Annotated in this window: 17 protein-coding genes; 9 read left to right on the top strand and 8 right to left on the bottom strand. The window is 67.5% G+C overall.

Annotated features, from left to right (window positions below):
- Positions 1 to 65 precede the first annotated feature (65 nt).
- Genes ABFP37_RS12675 through ABFP37_RS12690 form a run of 4 tightly spaced genes read left to right on the top strand, consistent with a single transcriptional unit; the run spans position 66 to position 3,481 of the window.
- Entirely contained in the window at positions 66 to 1,277 is a 1,212-nt protein-coding gene (locus ABFP37_RS12675) for an acetyl-CoA C-acyltransferase (RefSeq protein WP_078027572.1), read from the top strand.
- 29 nt (positions 1,278 to 1,306) lie between these two features.
- On the top strand, positions 1,307 to 2,113 hold the full coding sequence (locus tag ABFP37_RS12680) for an enoyl-CoA hydratase/isomerase family protein (RefSeq protein ID WP_347033778.1): 807 nt from the start codon (positions 1,307 to 1,309) through the stop codon (positions 2,111 to 2,113).
- Positions 2,110 to 2,964 (top strand): 3-hydroxyacyl-CoA dehydrogenase family protein, encoded by an 855-nt coding sequence (locus ABFP37_RS12685; RefSeq protein ID WP_078027570.1) that lies wholly within the window; start codon positions 2,110 to 2,112, stop codon positions 2,962 to 2,964. Before ABFP37_RS12680 ends, ABFP37_RS12685 begins: the two co-directional genes overlap by 4 nt.
- 52 nt (positions 2,965 to 3,016) lie before the next feature.
- Positions 3,017 to 3,481 (top strand): hypothetical protein, encoded by a 465-nt coding sequence (locus ABFP37_RS12690; protein ID WP_078027569.1) that lies wholly within the window; start codon positions 3,017 to 3,019, stop codon positions 3,479 to 3,481.
- Positions 3,482 to 3,564: 83 nt separating this feature from the next.
- Here ABFP37_RS12690 and ABFP37_RS12695 read toward each other — a convergent pair whose 3' ends face one another.
- On the bottom strand, positions 3,565 to 3,993 hold the full coding sequence (locus ABFP37_RS12695; RefSeq protein ID WP_078027568.1) for an SgcJ/EcaC family oxidoreductase: 429 nt from the start codon (positions 3,991 to 3,993) through the stop codon (positions 3,565 to 3,567).
- An 83-nt stretch (positions 3,994 to 4,076) separates the two neighbouring features.
- Between ABFP37_RS12695 and ABFP37_RS12700 the strand changes: the two genes are divergently transcribed.
- On the top strand, positions 4,077 to 4,685 hold the full coding sequence (locus ABFP37_RS12700) for a GNAT family protein (RefSeq protein ID WP_347033779.1): 609 nt from the start codon (positions 4,077 to 4,079) through the stop codon (positions 4,683 to 4,685).
- Positions 4,686 to 4,726: 41 nt separating this feature from the next.
- Here the strand turns inward: ABFP37_RS12700 and ABFP37_RS12705 are convergent, their stop codons facing one another.
- Entirely contained in the window at positions 4,727 to 5,596 is an 870-nt protein-coding gene (locus ABFP37_RS12705; RefSeq protein WP_347033780.1) for a GDSL-type esterase/lipase family protein, read from the bottom strand.
- A gap of 256 nt (positions 5,597 to 5,852) precedes the next feature.
- Between ABFP37_RS12705 and ABFP37_RS12710 the strand changes: the two genes are divergently transcribed.
- Positions 5,853 to 6,566, top strand: coding sequence for a tyrosine-protein phosphatase (locus tag ABFP37_RS12710; RefSeq protein WP_347033781.1), 714 nt, complete (start codon positions 5,853 to 5,855; stop codon positions 6,564 to 6,566).
- Positions 6,563 to 8,932: a trypsin-like serine protease gene (locus ABFP37_RS12715; protein WP_347033782.1), complete on the top strand. Its 2,370-nt coding sequence runs from the start codon at positions 6,563 to 6,565 to the stop codon at positions 8,930 to 8,932. The genes ABFP37_RS12710 and ABFP37_RS12715 overlap by 4 nt, the downstream gene beginning before the upstream one ends.
- 36 nt (positions 8,933 to 8,968) lie before the next feature.
- Here ABFP37_RS12715 and ABFP37_RS12720 read toward each other — a convergent pair whose 3' ends face one another.
- The 4 genes from ABFP37_RS12720 to ABFP37_RS12735 all read right to left on the bottom strand — a co-directional run bounded on the left by ABFP37_RS12720 (position 8,969) and on the right by ABFP37_RS12735 (position 12,235).
- Complete coding sequence (locus ABFP37_RS12720; protein WP_078027564.1) at positions 8,969 to 9,277, bottom strand: antibiotic biosynthesis monooxygenase; 309 nt, start codon at positions 9,275 to 9,277, stop codon at positions 8,969 to 8,971.
- A 117-nt stretch (positions 9,278 to 9,394) separates the two neighbouring features.
- Positions 9,395 to 10,720, bottom strand: coding sequence for a hypothetical protein (locus ABFP37_RS12725; protein WP_078027563.1), 1,326 nt, complete (start codon positions 10,718 to 10,720; stop codon positions 9,395 to 9,397).
- A gap of 246 nt (positions 10,721 to 10,966) precedes the next feature.
- Entirely contained in the window at positions 10,967 to 11,716 is a 750-nt protein-coding gene (locus ABFP37_RS12730; protein WP_347033783.1) for an ABC transporter permease, read from the bottom strand.
- 75 nt (positions 11,717 to 11,791) lie between these two features.
- Positions 11,792 to 12,235 carry a PaaI family thioesterase gene (locus ABFP37_RS12735; protein WP_347033784.1) on the bottom strand — a complete coding sequence of 148 codons (444 nt, stop codon included), beginning with the start codon at positions 12,233 to 12,235 and terminating at the stop codon, positions 11,792 to 11,794.
- A gap of 185 nt (positions 12,236 to 12,420) precedes the next feature.
- Here ABFP37_RS12735 and paaZ point away from each other — a divergent pair, with 185 nt between their 5' ends.
- Entirely contained in the window at positions 12,421 to 14,532 is a 2,112-nt protein-coding gene (paaZ, locus tag ABFP37_RS12740) for a phenylacetic acid degradation bifunctional protein PaaZ (protein WP_347033785.1), read from the top strand.
- 177 nt (positions 14,533 to 14,709) lie between these two features.
- A complete protein-coding gene (locus ABFP37_RS12745; protein WP_078027559.1) occupies positions 14,710 to 15,117 on the top strand; it encodes a VOC family protein in 408 nt (135 codons plus the stop codon).
- Positions 15,118 to 15,178: 61 nt separating this feature from the next.
- Here the strand turns inward: ABFP37_RS12745 and ABFP37_RS12750 are convergent, their stop codons facing one another.
- Together ABFP37_RS12750 and ABFP37_RS12755 are read right to left on the bottom strand one after the other, a co-directional pair.
- Positions 15,179 to 16,021: a DUF427 domain-containing protein gene (locus ABFP37_RS12750; RefSeq protein WP_347033786.1), complete on the bottom strand. Its 843-nt coding sequence runs from the start codon at positions 16,019 to 16,021 to the stop codon at positions 15,179 to 15,181.
- A gap of 57 nt (positions 16,022 to 16,078) precedes the next feature.
- Positions 16,079 to 16,696 carry a TetR/AcrR family transcriptional regulator gene (locus ABFP37_RS12755; protein WP_078027557.1) on the bottom strand — a complete coding sequence of 206 codons (618 nt, stop codon included), beginning with the start codon at positions 16,694 to 16,696 and terminating at the stop codon, positions 16,079 to 16,081.
- Between the last annotated feature and the right edge of the window lie 3 nt (positions 16,697 to 16,699).

Genomic DNA, 16,699 nt, shown 5'->3' on the forward strand with positions numbered 1-16,699 from the left:
TATAGAACGAACGGTCGGTAATTTATTCCTGTTCCGGCCCAGCTCCCTGCGAAAAGGATGTTCTCATGGTCGAGGCTTTTCTGGTTGGCGGTGCCCGCACCCCGGTAGGGCGATACGGCGGTGCGCTTTCGGCGGTCCGCCCGGATGACCTGGCCGCGCTGGTGGTCCGCGAGGCTGTGGCCCGGGGCGGAGTCGACCCGGACGCCATCGACGAAGTGATCCTCGGCAACGCCAACGGCGCCGGCGAGGAGAACCGCAACGTGGCGCGGATGGCCACCATCCTTGCCGGGCTGCCCCTCCACATCCCGGGCATTACCGTGAACCGGCTGTGCGCTTCCGGGCTGAGCGCCATCATCATGGCCAGCCAGATGATCAAGTCCGGCGCCGCGGACATCGTGGTGGCCGGCGGCGTCGAATCCATGAGCCGCGCGCCGTGGGTCCAGGAAAAGCCGCAGGCTGCCTTCGCGAAGCCGGGGGAAATCTTCGACACCTCCATCGGCTGGCGCTTCGTGAACCCGCTGTTCAAAAAGGGCGAGCTGTCGCGGGACGGCAAGATGACTTTCTCCATGCCGGAAACCGCTGAGGAAGTGGGCCGGGTGGACGGCATCTCCCGCGAGGACGCGGACGCCTTCGCCGTCCGGTCGCACGAAAAGTCCCTCGCAGCCATCGCGGCGGGACGCTTCAGGGACGAGATCGTCCCGGTGACGGTCAAAACCCGGAAAGCCGAGACCGTGGTGGACACGGACGAGGGCCCCCGCGCCGGCACCACCATGGACGTGCTTGCCGGTCTCCGGCCGGTGGTTCCCGGCGGCTCCGTCGTCACGGCAGGCAACTCCTCCACGCTCAACGACGGCGCCTCCGCCATCATCGTGGCCTCCGAGGCAGCCATCCAAAGGCTCGGCCTCACGCCGCGGGCCCGGATCATCGACGGCGCCTCCGCCGGCTGCGAACCCGAAATCATGGGCATCGGACCGGTTCCGGCCACCCAGAAGGTGCTCAAGCGAAGCGGACTCAGCGTCGGTGACCTTGGCGCCGTCGAACTTAACGAAGCCTTCGCCACGCAGTCGCTGGCCAGCATGCGGCGGCTGGGCCTGGACCCGGACATCGTGAACAACGACGGCGGGGCCATCGCCCTGGGGCATCCGCTGGGTTCCAGCGGGTCGAGGATCGCCATCACCCTGCTGGGCCGGATGGAGCGCGAAGACGCGCGGATCGGCCTGGCCACCATGTGCATCGGCGTGGGCCAGGGCACGGCCATGCTGCTGGAGCGTGTCTGATGGCCGGCCCGGACACCGCGAACGGACACTTGAGCACCTTGGATTTCAGCACGCTGCTGGTGGAGGAGCGCGACGACCGCGTGGTGGTGCTCCTGAACCGCCCTGAAGTCCGCAACGCGATCGACCAGCAGATGGTGGACGAGTTGCACGCCGTGTGTGCCGCGCTGGAGCAGAATCCCAAGGTGCTCATCATCGCCGGAGTGGAGGGTGTGTTTGCCTCCGGCGCGGACATCGCCCAGCTCCGCGAGCGGCGCCGTGACGACGCCCTGGCCGGCATCAACTCCACGATCTTCGTCCGCATTGCCAAGCTCCCCATGCCCGTGATCGCGGCGCTGGACGGCTACTGCCTGGGCGGCGGGGCTGAGCTGGCCTATGCGGCCGACTTCAGGATCGGCACGCCGAGCGTGCGGATCGGCAATCCCGAAACCGGCCTCGGAATCCTGGCCGCCGCCGGAGCCAGCTGGCGGCTGAAGGAGCTCGTGGGGGAGCCGGTGGCCAAGGAGATTCTCCTGGCGGGACGCGTCCTGCGGGCGGAAGAGGCGCTGAGGGTCAACCTGATCACCGAGATCCACGAGGCTCCGGTGCTCATGGACGGAGCACACCAGCTCGCGGACCGCATCGCCCGGCAGGATCCGCTGGCCGTGCGGATCACCAAGTCCGTCTTCCACGCGCCCGCGGAAGCCCACCCGCTGATCGACCAGCTGGCGCAGGGCATCCTCTTCGAATCGCAGGCCAAGTTCGACCGCATGCAGGCGTTCCTGGACAAGAAAGCTTCGGGCACGAAGGCCCCGGGCAAAACCTCAGAAGCAGACAGCACAGACAGGACCAAGCCATGACCGCCATTCCCCAGCACGTCGGAGTTCTCGGCGGCGGCCGGATGGGCGCAGGCATCGCCCACGCCTTCCTTATCAAGGGCGCCAACGTGGTGGTGGTGGAGCGCGACGACGACGCTGCCGCCGGCGCCCGCACGCGTGTGGCCGAAGCCGTGGCGAAGTCCGCCGCCCGCGGCGTTCTCGAGGGGTCCGCGGACGACGTCCTGTCCCGGTTCAGCACCTCGACCGACTACACGTCCTTTGCCGGCTGCGGCCTGGTGGTGGAGGCGGTTCCGGAGGACTTCGAGCTGAAGGTCAGCGCGCTCAAGGCTGTGGAGGAGCAGCTGGGGCACGAGGCAGTCCTGGCCTCCAACACGTCTTCGCTGTCGGTGACGGATCTCGCGGCCCAGCTGCAGCGGCCCGCCAACTTCGTGGGGCTGCACTTCTTCAACCCGGTGCCGGCGTCAACCCTGATCGAAGTGGTGCTGGCCAAGGAGACGTCGCCCGCTCTGGCGAGTGCGGCGAAAGCCTGGACCGAAGCGCTGGGCAAGACCGCCGTCGTCGTCAATGATGCTCCGGGGTTTGCTTCCTCACGCCTGGGCGTGGCGATTGCGCTGGAGGCCATGCGGATGGTGGAGGAGGGCGTGGCATCCGCGGCGGACATCGATGCCGCCATGGTCCTTGGCTACAAGCACCCCACCGGCCCGCTCAGGACCACCGACATCGTGGGCCTGGATGTGCGGCTCGGCATCGCGGAATACCTGCACTCGACGCTGGGGGAGCGCTTCGCGCCGCCGCAGATCCTCAAGGACAAGGTGGCACGCGGCGAACTGGGCCGGAAGACGGGCAAGGGCTTCTTCGACTGGGCCGACTGAGCGGGTGAGTCGCATGCCGTTGAGGAAGGCTCAGCGCCCCTAGAATCAGGGGATGCCGGAGTCCAAGAGCAATCCCGTGTCCTGGCCCTCGCAGCTGGTTGCCGGCCTGATCGATGCCGCCGTTTTCTGGACCGTGCCTGTGCTCGCGGTGACGCTCGGAGCTGAGCGGTATGGGCAGGGAGCCATGCTGGTGGCCGCGGCTTCATGGGTGGCGCTTCTGCTGATTTTCTGGGCGATGCACGCGAAGGGACACACGCCGGGGTCTGCCGTGTCGGGGTTCCGCTTCCTTACGTGGAAGAACCAGCTTCCGGGCGTGAAGTACGGACTCGCGCTGGTGTTCGCGCGCGTGCTGGCTCCTCCGGTCTGGGTGGCGGTTGCCGTGATCGCGTCCGACCCGGGCAGTGGGCCGTTGCCCGGTCTCGACGGGTTCCCCATCATCGGCGAACGGACGGGCAGGCGGCGGTTCCTCGAAGCCGCGGACGATTGCTGGGACAGCTACTGTGAGCGCTGGGGCTAGCGGAAACGCTGGGTTGCCGGTGAGGCGCGCTCGAGCGGGTGCCGCGAGCGGGTGCCGCGAGCGGGTGCCGCCCTGCCGCCCGGCTAGCGCGAAAAAATGCCCTTCCCGGATTCCATGTCGATCGGCAGCGAGGAGTGCTCGTGGACGATCTTCCACGCGCCGTCCTGCTTCGCAAGGTTGAGCGTGAGCCGGTTCGTCATTGACCGCTGGCGCTCGCCCTGGGCCGAGACGCCGGTGAAGGTCACTGCCGCATGACCGAACGCGATGTCCGCCCCGATGGAGGACCGCACGTCATGAAACTCGACCTCGACGCGCTCGTCGCCCAGCGAGCCGAACCACCCGGCCGCCATCTCGCGCCATTCGCCTATGCCGCTGTACTGCCACTGCCCCCACGAATCGAAGACGTGGACGTCGTCGGCGTACAGCGCGGTGAATGCCTCCACGTCCTTGGCGTGGACGGCGGCGGCGTAGGCCGCCAGGGCATGCGTCACGGGGGTGGGCTCGTGGGTCATGGATCGGCTCCTTGGTGTCCGTCGGTAGGGGAATCCTACAACTGGCGGCTCAACCGGCGGCGAGCGGCCTCTAGGATGGTGCGGTGAACGCGATCCAACCAATCACCCTGACCGGCACATATGTCACGCTCGAGCCGCTGGACCACAGCCACCATGATGGACTCGTGGACGCCGCCCGGGACGGCGACCTCTGGAAGCTTTGGTACACGTCCGTGCCCGCACCCCAGCAGATGGCGGCCGAGATCGACCGCCGGCTGGCGCTCCAGGCGCAGGGCTCGATGCTGCCGTTCACCACCCGGCTGGTGGATCCGGTCACCGGCGGTCCCGGCAGGGTGATCGGCATGACCACGTACATGAACATCGACGCTGCCACGCCCCGCGTTGAGATCGGGTCAACCTGGAATGCGGCGTCATCGCATTGCAGCGGCAGCAACCCGGATTCCAAGCTGCTGCTCCTGCGTCATGCCTTTGAAACCCTGGGTTGCCCCGCCGTCGAATTCCGCACGCACTGGCTGAACCACCAGTCCCGCGAGGCAATCGCAAGGCTGGGGGCCAAGCAGGATGGCGTGCTCCGCAGCCATTCCCGGACCGCGGACGGCGTGCTCCGGGACACCGTGGTGTTCTCGATCCTCGAGCACGAGTGGCCCATGGTCCGGAATGGCCTTGAATTCAGGCTTGCCAAGCAGCGGTAGTCCGGCAGGGGCTTCAGCATTCGCGGCAGAAAACGCCAGGACTAGGGCGCCAAGGCCGCGGCCACGGCAGCCCTGTAACCGCTGGTGTAGCCGGTGGCGGTTGGGTGGAACGTGTCCAGCGGCTGTTCGCCCGGCGGGCAGGTGGCACTGAGCTGGCATTGCGGCTGAAGCCCCACAATCCACGGGCTGGCCGATCCCACTCCGTGGTTGACGAACTGGTTGGTGACGCTGACGTACTTTGTTCTGGTCGCCAGCGCCGAGAGGGCGATGGTCGCATTCAGCAGGTCAGCCGCGGAGTTCATGGTTTTTGCCGCGGCCTTCTGTTCAGCGGGCATGAGGTCGCTGACGGTGAACAGCCGGGGGTAGCCGGTGAGCACCACCTTGGCGCGGGGGGCCTTCTGTTTGATCAGCGCCACCATGGCCTTGATCTTTGCGGGCAGCCTGGGAAGCTTCACGGCCAGCGAATTGAACAGCGCTGCCTTGCACCCGGCGGTGGCCGTGGACGGGACACAGTTGGCCGCCACTGCTCCGGTGTCGATGTCGTTTCCGCCAACCGTCACGGTGATGACCGACGCATTCGCCAAGTACGGTGCCGAGGCCGGATCGAGTGAGGCACCGTTCACCACCGCGGAGACACCCTCTGTGGTGTACCCAAAACAGCCCCAGTTGAAGCCATGCAGCTGAGTGGAGTAGGCCGAGGCTGTCTGGCGGCAGTCGGTGGGAGCGGGAAACGAGTTTGGCAGGTATGCCCCGCCGCCCGTTCCGGCCGCGTACGAGTCGCCCAGCCCGATATAGATCGGCTGCGGATCAGCAGTGGCTGGAGCGGCGGCAAAGCCTGCCGTGAGCGCCAGAGCGGCGAGGACGCCGGTAAAACGGGCGGCACGACGCCGAAGCAGTTTTTTGGTTAACACAATGAAACCCCCTCATTCAGGGAAAACCATGGACACAGGCGCAGGAAATGCTGCGGAGAAATCGGCAAGCGATGACGAATGCCCGCCGAACGGCAGGCATGGAATCTGACGGCGCGGTGCGGCGCTCATTGCCCAAGGGTACGCCCGGAAGGGCGGCCATGATCCGAGAACGTGTACTCGCTTTTGGATTGCCTGGACGTGAACTACTCGGACCCGCCCCGTACTGTCGCGGCGCCGGGTGTGGTTAGCTGGCACCGTGAATGCGAAGGATCAGGCACCCGTGGGCTGGGACGGGGCGGTGAACGCCCGGCGCGTCGCAGGCTCCGTTTACCGGATGGGGCGGCGCGAATGGGTCACGCGGGCCGGCTGGAAAGAGGCCTACGACGACGGTGTCCGCACCATCATCGATCTGCGCAATGCCGCCGAACGGCAGCCCCGTCACACCGATCCCGACGTGGGCGACGCGCTCGACGCATTCGATGTCGTCTTCACGCCCACCGAGGATCCGGACCACTGCGAGTTCCAAGCCCTCTGCGATCCGTACCTGAACGACCCCGCCCACTATGCCGCCAACGCCCGGATCTTCCCCGACAAACTGGCAGCTGTGTTCAAGGCCGTGGCCGCTGCGTCCGGCGGAGTGGTGATCCACTGTTCGGCCGGACGGGACCGCAGCGGCATGATCGCGGCCATGCTGCAGGATCTGGCCGGCGCCAGTGATCACGACATCGTGGCCGGCTACCAGGCCGCGATGCGGGCCATCAACGAGCGCCACCGGACGCTGTGGCCACCGCACCCGCACGAACGGTACCTCGATGAGGAAACGTTCGCGCCGCTCCTCGAGCGCCGCGGCGCTGTGGTCCTGGACTTCGTGCGGGAGCTCAACACCCGGCAGTTCCTGTTGCGGAATGGCGTCTCCGAGCCGGAGCTGGCAGCGGTTTTGTCCGCCCTCGGCGCTAGGGTGGCCCTGTGACTTCTTCCGCGTACAGCGCCGCAGCCCGGCGCGCGCTTGCCCTGGGGGCGGCAGGAGCCTTGGCGCTCGGTGCTGTTTTCGCTTCCGTACCGGCTTCCGCTGCGGAAAGCACGACGCCGGCAGTCACCGGGGGTTCTGCCCTTCAGCCCGTATCGTCCCCGGCGTCCGGGGAGTCGCGGGCATCCGGGGATTCCGGGGCCACTGGCGCCGCTGACCCGGCCGCCCCTGACGCCCGGGTTGCGGCCGGAAATATTGCCGAAGAAGGTCTCGCTGAAGCCGTTCAGCGGGATCTGGGCATGACGGTGGCGGAATTCGACGCCGCAGGCGCCCAGGGCAAGCACGCGGCCGACGCCATGGCCGCCCTCCGCGAGCTTCCGGGATTCGTGTCGGTGCGCCTGCGCCAGGGAAAAATCCTCGTCGAAGGCGCCGGCCCCGCAATCAACAAGGCGATTGGCGCCCTCAACGCAGCCGATGCTGCCGGCCGGAACGAGTTTGTGCTCGTCCCGCCGGGCACAAATCTCGGGGCTACCGCACTGGAACCAACGCGGCCCGTGAACACACCGGCGGAATTACCCGCAAGGACCCCGGTCGGCCAGGGCTCTTCTGCCCAGGCCCCGGCTGCCCAGGGCGCTCCTACCCAAGACATTCCCGGGCCGGCCGCTTCCGGGCAGGCAGCGACGCCCCAGCCTGCTCCGGCGCAGGGGACTGACCCGGCAAAGTCGCTCCAGGCCACCAGCACGGACCAGCTCTACCAGGCGTATGTGCGCGATGTCGGGGCAGCCGGTCTTCAGGCAGTGGCCGCCGCGGACGGCAAATTCATCATCCGCACGGGCGGCCAGAATGCGCCCGAGACCGGTGCAGCAACCGATACCGCCGCCGCTGGGGCTCCGCCCGGAGCTGACCCCGTCGCCGCAGCACGAGACAGGTCCTCCGCAGCGGCCGGGGATCCGGCATCCGCCGCCGAGCCCGCGCCGGCCGGCCAGCCCGGTGAGCCCCACATGTCGCCGTCGGATTTCGTAGCCCGATACGCCAACGTGGTGCTGGAAAAGGCTGATCCCATCGCCAGCGAAGAGGACTTCCTCGGCGGCCAGGGGTACCGGATCGACGGCCGGATTGTCTGCTCCGCAGGATTCAGCGCCTTCAGCCCAGACGGCAAGCCCCTGGTGCTAACCGCGGGGCACTGCGCGGACGACGGCGCCGCAAAGCTGGCCGAGGTCACCCTGCCCGCCGGCGATCCGGCCGGCGGATTCCTGGCGGAAAGCGGGGTCACCGGAGAGCTTGGGACGTTCGGCTTCAGCCAGTTCGGCGGGCCGGGAAACGCACGGATCACGGATCCCGCCAACCCGGGGGCGCCAGGTACCGACATCGCGGTCATTGAGTCCATCCGCTCCGATCTGGACCTGCTCCCGGCTGCCACCAAGTGGCAGAATCCCGCAGATCTTGGCGCCGGCTCCGTCCCGATCGTCGGCACAGCGGCTCCGCTCGAAGGCCAGGCCGTATGCCGCTCGGGGCGCACCGAGGGCTGGTCGTGCGGAACCGTGGATGAGGTGGGGATCTACGTAGTCGGCGGAAGCTCAGGAGATCCCGATGACCTCCGGTCTTTCCGTGGGTTCCTGTCCACCTCCGTGCAGTCCAGCGGCGGCGATTCGGGCGGTCCCTGGATCAGTGGAAACTACGCGGTGGGGACGCATTCGGCCGGCAACGCGAGGTCGTCGGTAGAGAACTTCGCCGTTGCGGCAACCCTGGAGCAGTCGCTCGCCGTCCTGCCGGGTGTGCAGCTCAGGCTCTTTTTGAACAAACCCGTACTTACGGCGCCCCTGCCGGCCGGGCCGGTTGTGGCGGGGCAGCGCATCGCGGGCAGGCTTGCCGCGGCGCCGGCGGCGGATGTGCCGGCGGGAACACAGGTCCGGATCACCCTGCCTGGCAGCGAACCGTTTGACGTGGCGGTGGACGCCGGCGGCAACTGGTCCTTCACCGCGCCGGCGTCAGCCACGCAGTTCACGGCACAGGCCATCAACGGCTTCAGCCGGTCCGTCCTGAGCAGCTTCAGCACGGTTCCCACACCCGCCCCGCCAAAGCCGGGCACGCGGTCGAATCCGCCCGCCGCGGGCCAGCCCGCTGTCCCGTCCCGGCCTGCAGCGGCGCACGGGGACCAGCCCGCCGTCCTCACCCCGGCAGCCGAACCGTCCGTTGTCGCGGCGCTGCCGGACAGGCTCGCGGACATCGCCATCGGGGACGGCGCCGGCACGGCGACGCTGGCAGACACGGGCGCGTCCGACCTGCTGGTTGCTGGCGGGGTCGCCGGTGCCGCGCTCGTGCTCGGCGGCGCGCTATTGGTGGCTCTCAGGCGCCGCGGCAGGCGTTAACTGGTTGTAGCCGCTGCTCAGCCGACGCCCGGCGGGCTATTTCGCGGCCATGCCGATCGTGGCAGCCTCATCCAGTGTGTGAGGCTCAAAGTGTTCAACTATTTCGCGGATCGACTGGAGACCTTCAGTGAACGCCGCCGATGCCCGCCACCGTTCGATTTGGTCCACCGATTCCCACGGCCCTGTACTGATGAAACGGTTAGGCACGTCCCGGTCGTGCATCAGAACCCCTTTGGCTTCCGGGAAATCCGTCTGCGTTCGTGCGGCCATGTCCTGCCACGCCTTCACGAAATCGTCCTCATGGCCCGGTTTGATGAGCCAGATTCCCAAGGTATATACCGACACGATCCACCACCTCCATGGCGCAAAGAGCAGTTACCTTGATTATCTTCCGGTGCCGGGGCGCGCGGAAGGTCCCAAAATGAAGTGCCCGGCGCCCTGCTGTGCCGGTCCGGCGGGGTACTAGCAGTTCGGTGAATCGTACTCGTAGGCGCCGGCGTCGGCCTTGCCGGTCCCGGTGCAATGGCCGTTCTGCGGCACCTGGAGCCGGTCCAGGTCCACCCCGAACGGGCTGCTGCCGACCCGGTCGATGGCCGGGCTGCCGCTGGTCAGGTGCAGGTTCGTGGGGGCGTTCACGAACAGCGCGGGAGCGGTGGTGGATGTTGGGTCCAGGAAGACGTTGCTTGGCCCGTTGACGACGTTGGCCTGCTCGGTCCAGCCGGAACCGTCCAGCCACAGGGCGTTGGCCACAGCGACCAGGATGTTACCCCTGATCACGGTCGACGCCGGGCACGTTGCGTGACAGACCACAGCCCGGGAATTGGGGCCGTTCAGCCAGACCGTGTTGAATTCAAACGTCGTGTTGTTGGTCGGGCCGAACTGCGAACCGGGCCCGCGAACAATCAGTCCCGAGGCCTCGGCGCAGTTCGCGCCGCAGGACGCGCGCACGAGGTTGTAGCGGAACACATTGCCGTCAGCGGTTCCGTTCGAGCGGCCAATTTCCGAGAACACGTTGTTGTCGATCGATGTATTGTGGTGGATTCTGTTGCGGCTGCCGTTGTAGATCTCAAAGGCGCCGCCGTCGCGGCCGAAGTCGTAGGAAAAGGCGCTGGAACCGGTGACGGTGTTGCCGGAGAACTCGTTGTCGTTGCCGTTGATGAGCACGCCGAATGCACCTGAATCGTCGCTGCAGTTCGCAGCCTGGGGCGATCCGCAGTTGGTACCCGGGGTGTTCGCATTCATGACGTTGTTGTCGGTCAGGACGTTGCCCGTGTAGTTGCCGAAGTCGGAACCGTCGCCCACTTTGATGCCCGCGGTGTTGCCGGAGGCCTCGGAATTCCTGACGGTGTTATTGTCGCCGTCAACGCTGAAGCCCGCGTAGCCGCAGGACGTGGCCCGCAATCCGTCCACCACGATGAAGTTGCCGCTGAGCCGGAAGCAGTTCCCGCCCTCGCCCCCGGTGACGGTCGGCAGGTTCCCTGTTCCGTAGCTGTTGAGCGTGATCGCTGAGGCCGCCGTACCGCTGTGGTCCAGCACCACGGTGCCGATCCACTCGTCACCCCGGCGGAAGCTGACGGAATCGCCGGGCCTCAGGGCGGATTCAGATACTTTCGCCAGAGACTGCCACGGCGACTCGGCGGACGTCCCGGAGTTGGTGTCGCTGCCCACCGCGCTGAGATAGTAGTGGGTTCCCGCGGTCGACGAGGCAAACGTGGACACGCCTGCCAGCAGGCCGCCCACCAAAAGGACAACCGCCAGCACCGCGGCCTTCGTGGAATTAGGGCTCATGATTGCACCTGCGGTGATGAGGACAATGCGGACTTCGGCGCAGCACCGTCGCTGGCCGCGGTCCGGAATCAGCCTCCGCGGGAATGTGATCCGAGCGGCGGCCTATGGTGAAGACGCGGCCGGATGGAGGGCCGGCCTCTGCCTGCCATCTATCCGGATGTGTCAGCGTACAAAGCCTCCGGGGGCAAAGTCAACGGTGCGCGTTGACCCATCCAAGATGCCCGGGCAGCCGCATTCGAAGCGGCCTCACAACAGCCGGCCGGGCCGCACGCGGACCGGGGCCAGCAGGCTGATGAGCATCATGGCGGTCACCGACCCGGCCGCCATGATGGAGGCCAGCACCACGATCTGGAAACGCCCCGCTTCCAAGGGCGAAAGCCCGCCGAAAATGGCGCCGACGAACGCCCCCGGCAGCGTGACCAGCCCGGTGGTCTTGGTCTGGTCAATCGACGGGATGAGCGCCGAGTACACGGCGCCGCGGGCCATGTCGCGCGTGGCCTGCCGGGGAGTGGCGCCCAGGGCCAGCCAGCCCTCGACCTCGTCCCACCGCTCGATGACCGCCTCGTTGAACCTGCGGCCGGACAGAGCCGCGATGGCCATAGAGTTTCCGACTACTATGCCGCCCACCGCCAGCGCATAGCGCGGCGTGAAGTCGATTGAACCTGCGGCAAAAACGATGACCAGGGAAACAGCGATGCCGGCAGCCATGGAACCGGCCACCATCGCCAGGTGCCCCCAGCCCCAACCCAGGCGGCGCGCCGCCGTCATGGCCGCCACACCAAACATGACCGCGAGCGCCAAGGCCACCCAGCCCTCGCTGGCAATCACGGCTCCAAGGATCAGGCTGACCGCGGCGAGCTGCGCCGCTCCGCGGAGGATGGCGAAGGCCGGCGCGGCGGCATGCGGCACCCGGGTGCCCGCGAGGACGGCGGCCGTCACCGCCATCAGGAGGGCAACCGCAATCAGGGTCGGGGCCAGGTCGCCAAGCTCAGTCACGCGTTCAGCCTATCCGCGTGAATCGCGGAACCCAGCGAAAAGCCGAAACCGCGCGGATCAAGGAACCGCGGCGGCTTAGGCCTTCCGGGCCAGCAGCAGGTTGGTGATCCGGAGGGTGCACAGCCGCTGGCCGGCGTCGTTGGTGATCAGCACCTCATGGGTGGTGAGCGTCCCGCCCAGGTGGATGGGGGTGGCCGTGATGGTGATGAGGCCGCTGCGCGCCGACCTGTGGTGGGTGGCTGAGACGTCCACGCCCACTGCCGTCTTTCCCAGCGTGCTGGCATGGATCACGGCCGCCCACGACCCCACGGCCTCGCCCACCGCCAGGGAAGCGCCGCCGTGCAGCAGGCCGAACGACTGCCGGTTCCCTTCCACGGGCATGGTGGCCACCACGCGCTCAACGGATTCCTCGAGGATCTTCACGCCCATTTTCTCGTCGAGTTCGCCCAGGGTGATCTTCCACAGCTCGGGGGTATCGGGCTGCTTGGTCAGCTCGGCGTCGCGGCGCTCGGGCGTCATGGGTGTCTCCTCAGAACGGTGTGGGAGCGCGGCAGGTGGCCAGGCCGGTGTGCTCAGCTCCTAGTGTGCAGCACGGCACATTCATGTACTGTAGACATATTACCGAACGGACGGTCAGTAATGCGCTGACCGGATTGCCGGATTGCCCGGATTTGTTTGTTCCGCGTTGGAAGGACCCGTCAACGATGACCACAACCGCTACCGCTCCCAAGCCCTCCCTGGACACCGTCGAGACCGTGCCCAGTTTTGTGCAGGACTCCTGGTGGACCCCCGACGCCGGTTCGGCGGCTTCCGCTGTTCCCGTGCGCGACGCGAGCACCGGGGAGATCCTGGCAAAGGTGAGCAGCGAAGGCCTGGACCTGGCCGCCGTCGTGGAGTACGGCCGCACCACCGGCCAGACGGAACTCGGCAAGCTGACGTTCCACCAGCGCGCCCTGAAGCTCAAGGAGCTCGCGCAGTACCTGAACGCCCGCCGCGAGCACTTCTACGCGTTCTCCGCGCAGACCGGCGCCACCAAGATCGACTCGATGATCGACATCGACGGCGGCATCGGCGTGCTGTTCACCTTCGGCTCCAAGGGCCGGCGCGAGCTCCCCAACTCGCAGGTTGTGGTGGACGGGCCCATGGAGGTGCTGTCCAAGGACGGCTCGTTCGCCGGCGAGCACATCTACACCCGCATCCCGGGCGTCGCCGTGCAGATCAACGCCTTCAACTTCCCGGTCTGGGGCATGCTGGAGAAGCTCGCGCCCGCGTTCATCGCCGGCGTCCCCACCATCGTCAAGCCCGCCACCCCCACGGGCTACGTCGCGGCGGCCGTGGTGAAGGCGATCATCGAGTCCAACATCCTGCCCAAGGGTTCGCTGCAGCTCATCTCCGGCTCCGTCCGCGGGCTGCTGGACGTGCTGGACTACCGCGACCTCGTGGCCTTCACAGGCTCGGCGTCCACGGCGCAGTCGCTCAAATCGCACCGCAACGTGGTGCAGGGCGGCGTGCGCTTCACCTCAGAGACCGACTCGCTCAACGCCGCCATCCTCGGCCCGGACGCCGTCGAAGGCACCCCGGAGTTCGACGCCTTCATCAAGTCCGTGGTCACGGAGATGACCGTCAAGGCAGGCCAGAAGTGCACCTCGATCCGCCGTGCCATCGTGCCGCAGGACCTGGTGCCCGCCGTCATTTCCGCCATCGGGGCCCGGGTTGAGCAGCGCGTGGTGCTCGGGGACCCCCGCGCCGAGGGCGTCACCATGGGCGCGCTCGCCTCGGTGGAGCAGCTTGCCGACGTCCGCGCCGCAGTGCAGTCCATGCTCGACGCCGGCGGCGAGCTGGCGTACGGATCCCTTGATTCGCCGTCGGTCACCAGCGCGGACGGCGCAACGGGCGTCGTCGACGGCGGCGCCTTCATGTCCCCGGTTGTGCTGAGCTGGGCTGACGCGGAGACCGAGCAGGTCCACTCGCTGGAGGCGTTCGGCCCGGTGTCCTCCGTGATCGGGTACAAGGACATTCCCGACGCCGTCCGCCTCGCCGCCCGCGGCGGCGGCTCGCTCGTGGCCTCGGTCTGCACCAACGATCCCGGCGTCGCGCAGGAGCTCGTCACGGGCATCGCGGCGCACCACGGCCGCGTCCTGATGCTCAACCGCGAAGACGCCCGCAGCTCCACCGGCCACGGGTCCCCGGTGCCGCACCTGGTCCACGGCGGGCCGGGCCGGGCCGGCGGCGGCGAGGAGCTGGGCGGCATCCGCTCGGTCATGCACCACATGCAGCGCACGGCCATCCAGGGCTCGCCGAACATGCTGACCGCAGTGACCGGCGTGTGGCACACCGGGGCGGACCGCAACTTCACCGTGGAGACGGAGGGCACGCACCCGTTCCGGAAGTCCCTGGAGACCCTGCGCATCGGCGACGCCGTCCGCTCCGAGCTGCGCCAGGTTTCGCTGGAGGACATCACGGCGTTCGCCAACTCCACGGGCGACACGTTCTACGCCCACACCAACCAGGAAGCCGCGGAAGCCAACCCGTTCTTCCCTGGCATCGTGGCGCACGGCTACCTGCTGCTGAGCTGGGCCGCGGGGCTCTTCGTGGAGCCGGCCCCGGGCCCCGTCCTGGCCAACTACGGCCTGGAGAACCTGCGCTTCATCACGCCGGTGGCGGCAGGTGACTCCATCCGGGTCACGCTCACGGCCAAGAAGATCACGCCGCGCGAAACCGACGAGTACGGCGAGGTGGCCTGGGACGCCGTGCTGACCAACCAGAACGACGAGATCGTGGCCACCTACGACGTCCTGACCCTCGTGGAGAAGTAAGCCAACCGATTCCCCCAACTAGGTCGCAGCACGCGTCGTTCTGAGCCCTGAAAACGGCTTCTGCTGCTACTTAGTTGGGCGGCGGGCGGGGGTGCTTGAACGGTGCCCAGGGAACAAATTTGGGCTGATCTTTCGCGGGCCGCCGGGCGTAAAATGTGCTCCGTAGGAGGTGGCGACATGACCCTAGTACTAAACACAGCCACAACTGTCCTGCCCGTGGATGACAAAGAGCGCGCCCGTCGTTTTTACGCGGAAACACTTGGACTCCCTCACCGTGGCGTGGCAGACGACGGAAGCGAATTGTTCGGCAGCGAAGGCGGACCCATGCTGCAGCTCATGCCTGTCAGGGACGGCAGGCACTCTGAGCACACCACGTTGAGTTTCGAGGTCAGCGACATCGAGCGGACCGTCCAGGACATGGAGTCCAGGGGCGTCCGGTTCCAGGACTATGACCGCCCGGATCTCAAGACCGAGAACCACATTTGTACAACCGACGCCGAAAAGTGCGCCTGGTTCATGGACACAGAGAACAACATTCTGTGCGTCCACGAGAGGCTCGGCACGCAGGCTGAATACCAGCTCTGATCCGGACCTCCGGCATCCCTCACCCGAACCCTTCCCCACGCCGTGGGGGAGGGTTCGGTTCTTATGACCAGGGCGTGACCGGGTGCCCCTGCGGCTCGCCGTCCACCAAAATGTCGGCGCGCTCGTTGAAGAAACAGACCAGGCCGTGGATCTGCTGAGCATCCACGTACCGGGAATCGTAAGCCCATGCGATGTTCTTGCCCCGGGCCGATTCCGGGAAGCTCCAGTACCTCGCCTCGCCCTTGTAGGGGCAAACGGTGCGGTGCTTGGTGGCCTCCAGCAGGTCCAGCCGGACGTCTGCGGGCGGGATGTAGTAGCGGACCGGGAGCAGCGTTTCGTACAGCAGCTGGGCCCCAACGGTGTCGGCCAGCATCACGCCGTCGAGCATGACCGCCACGCGCCGCAGCGTGGAGCGGATATCCACACGGTGGAACGGATCGCGGGGGTGGCCGATGATTTCCTCGTGGTCCTCCAGCCAGTGGAATGCGCCGAAGTCCAGGATCACGTAGCCGTCCAGATCGGGGTCATCCGGGCGGAACGCCGCGTGCGGCGCGGCGAAGGCCGCGGCCAGGACGTCCAGTTCCTCGCCCGGGGTGGTGTGCCGCCGGAAGCCGGTCCGCGGATCGAACGCGGGCGGGCCGTCGGCCGTGAGCCGGATGGGCAGCTCGTCCGTGCCCCGGCCGTCGCCGTTTCCGTTGTGGGCGGTGGGCTCGAGTCTGGCCAGGAGGTCCTCCTCCGGGACGGCGTACACCGGGGTGACCCGTTTCGGCTCCCACACGAGGAGGGCTCTTTGGGTGTCGACGACGGGACTTCCGTCGAGGCCTGCCCGGACCCTTTTGGCGGTGGGTTCGTAGCGGAGGTCCGGAAACGCGCCGAGCAGGAGTTCGGATACTTTGGTGGCCATGGAATTAGCGTGGGCGCGGCAGCGAGCCGGCGTCAACGGCCAATTCGTGGCGCGGCGTCAGGCCTTGGCGTGGAGGCCGTCGAACGCGATGGTGATGACGTCGTCGGCGAGCTTTTCCGGGGAGAGCGAGCCGCCGGGCTTGTACCACTCGACGATCGAGTTGATGGTGCCGAACAGCAGGCGGGTGACGGTGCGGGGGTCGATGTCCTGCCGGAGCGACCCTTCGTCCCGGGCAGCGGAAATCAGTCCAGCCACCTTGTGGTCGAAGGCACGGCGGCGTTCCATGGCCGTGCGCTCGATGTCCGTGTTGCCGCGCAGCCGCAGCAGCAGCGTGACGAACGGCAGCCGCTCCACCAGGACGGCGATGGTCTGGCGCAGCACGAACTCCAGGCGCGCGTCGGCGGCACCGGACGTGGCGCCCGGCTGCTCCAGGATGGCTTCGAGGCCGCCCAGCGCGTGGTCCAGGGCGAGCTTCAGGAGGTCGCCCTTGGACGGCACGTGGTGGTATATCGCGGACTTCGAGATGCCCAGGTTCTCGGCGAGGATGCCCATGGATGTGGCATCGTAGCCGTGGCGGTTAAAGACGTCGACGGCGATCAGCAGCACGGATTGCTGGTCGTATCCGGGGCGGCCGCGCTTCGTTGGTGCTGCTGTATTGGCTGCTGTGCTGGGCATACC

Origin of the sequence: Burkholderia sp. RS01, assembly GCF_039748055.1 — a bacterium.
GTDB lineage: Bacteria > Actinomycetota > Actinomycetes > Actinomycetales > Micrococcaceae > Arthrobacter.

Coding starts and splice junctions, on each gene's coding strand:
- ABFP37_RS12675 (WP_078027572.1), top strand. CDS start 66: ATGGTCGAGGCTTTTCTGGTTGGCGGTGCCCGCACCCCGGTAGGGCGA.
- ABFP37_RS12685 (WP_078027570.1), top strand. CDS start 2,110: ATGACCGCCATTCCCCAGCACGTCGGAGTTCTCGGCGGCGGCCGGATG.
- ABFP37_RS12690 (WP_078027569.1), top strand. CDS start 3,017: ATGCCGGAGTCCAAGAGCAATCCCGTGTCCTGGCCCTCGCAGCTGGTT.
- ABFP37_RS12695 (WP_078027568.1), bottom strand. CDS start 3,993: ATGACCCACGAGCCCACCCCCGTGACGCATGCCCTGGCGGCCTACGCC.
- ABFP37_RS12725 (WP_078027563.1), bottom strand. CDS start 10,720: ATGAGCCCTAATTCCACGAAGGCCGCGGTGCTGGCGGTTGTCCTTTTG.
- ABFP37_RS12735 (WP_347033784.1), bottom strand. CDS start 12,235: ATGACGCCCGAGCGCCGCGACGCCGAGCTGACCAAGCAGCCCGATACC.
- paaZ (WP_347033785.1), top strand. CDS start 12,421: ATGACCACAACCGCTACCGCTCCCAAGCCCTCCCTGGACACCGTCGAG.
- ABFP37_RS12745 (WP_078027559.1), top strand. CDS start 14,710: ATGACCCTAGTACTAAACACAGCCACAACTGTCCTGCCCGTGGATGAC.
- ABFP37_RS12750 (WP_347033786.1), bottom strand. CDS start 16,021: ATGGCCACCAAAGTATCCGAACTCCTGCTCGGCGCGTTTCCGGACCTC.
- ABFP37_RS12755 (WP_078027557.1), bottom strand. CDS start 16,696: ATGCCCAGCACAGCAGCCAATACAGCAGCACCAACGAAGCGCGGCCGC.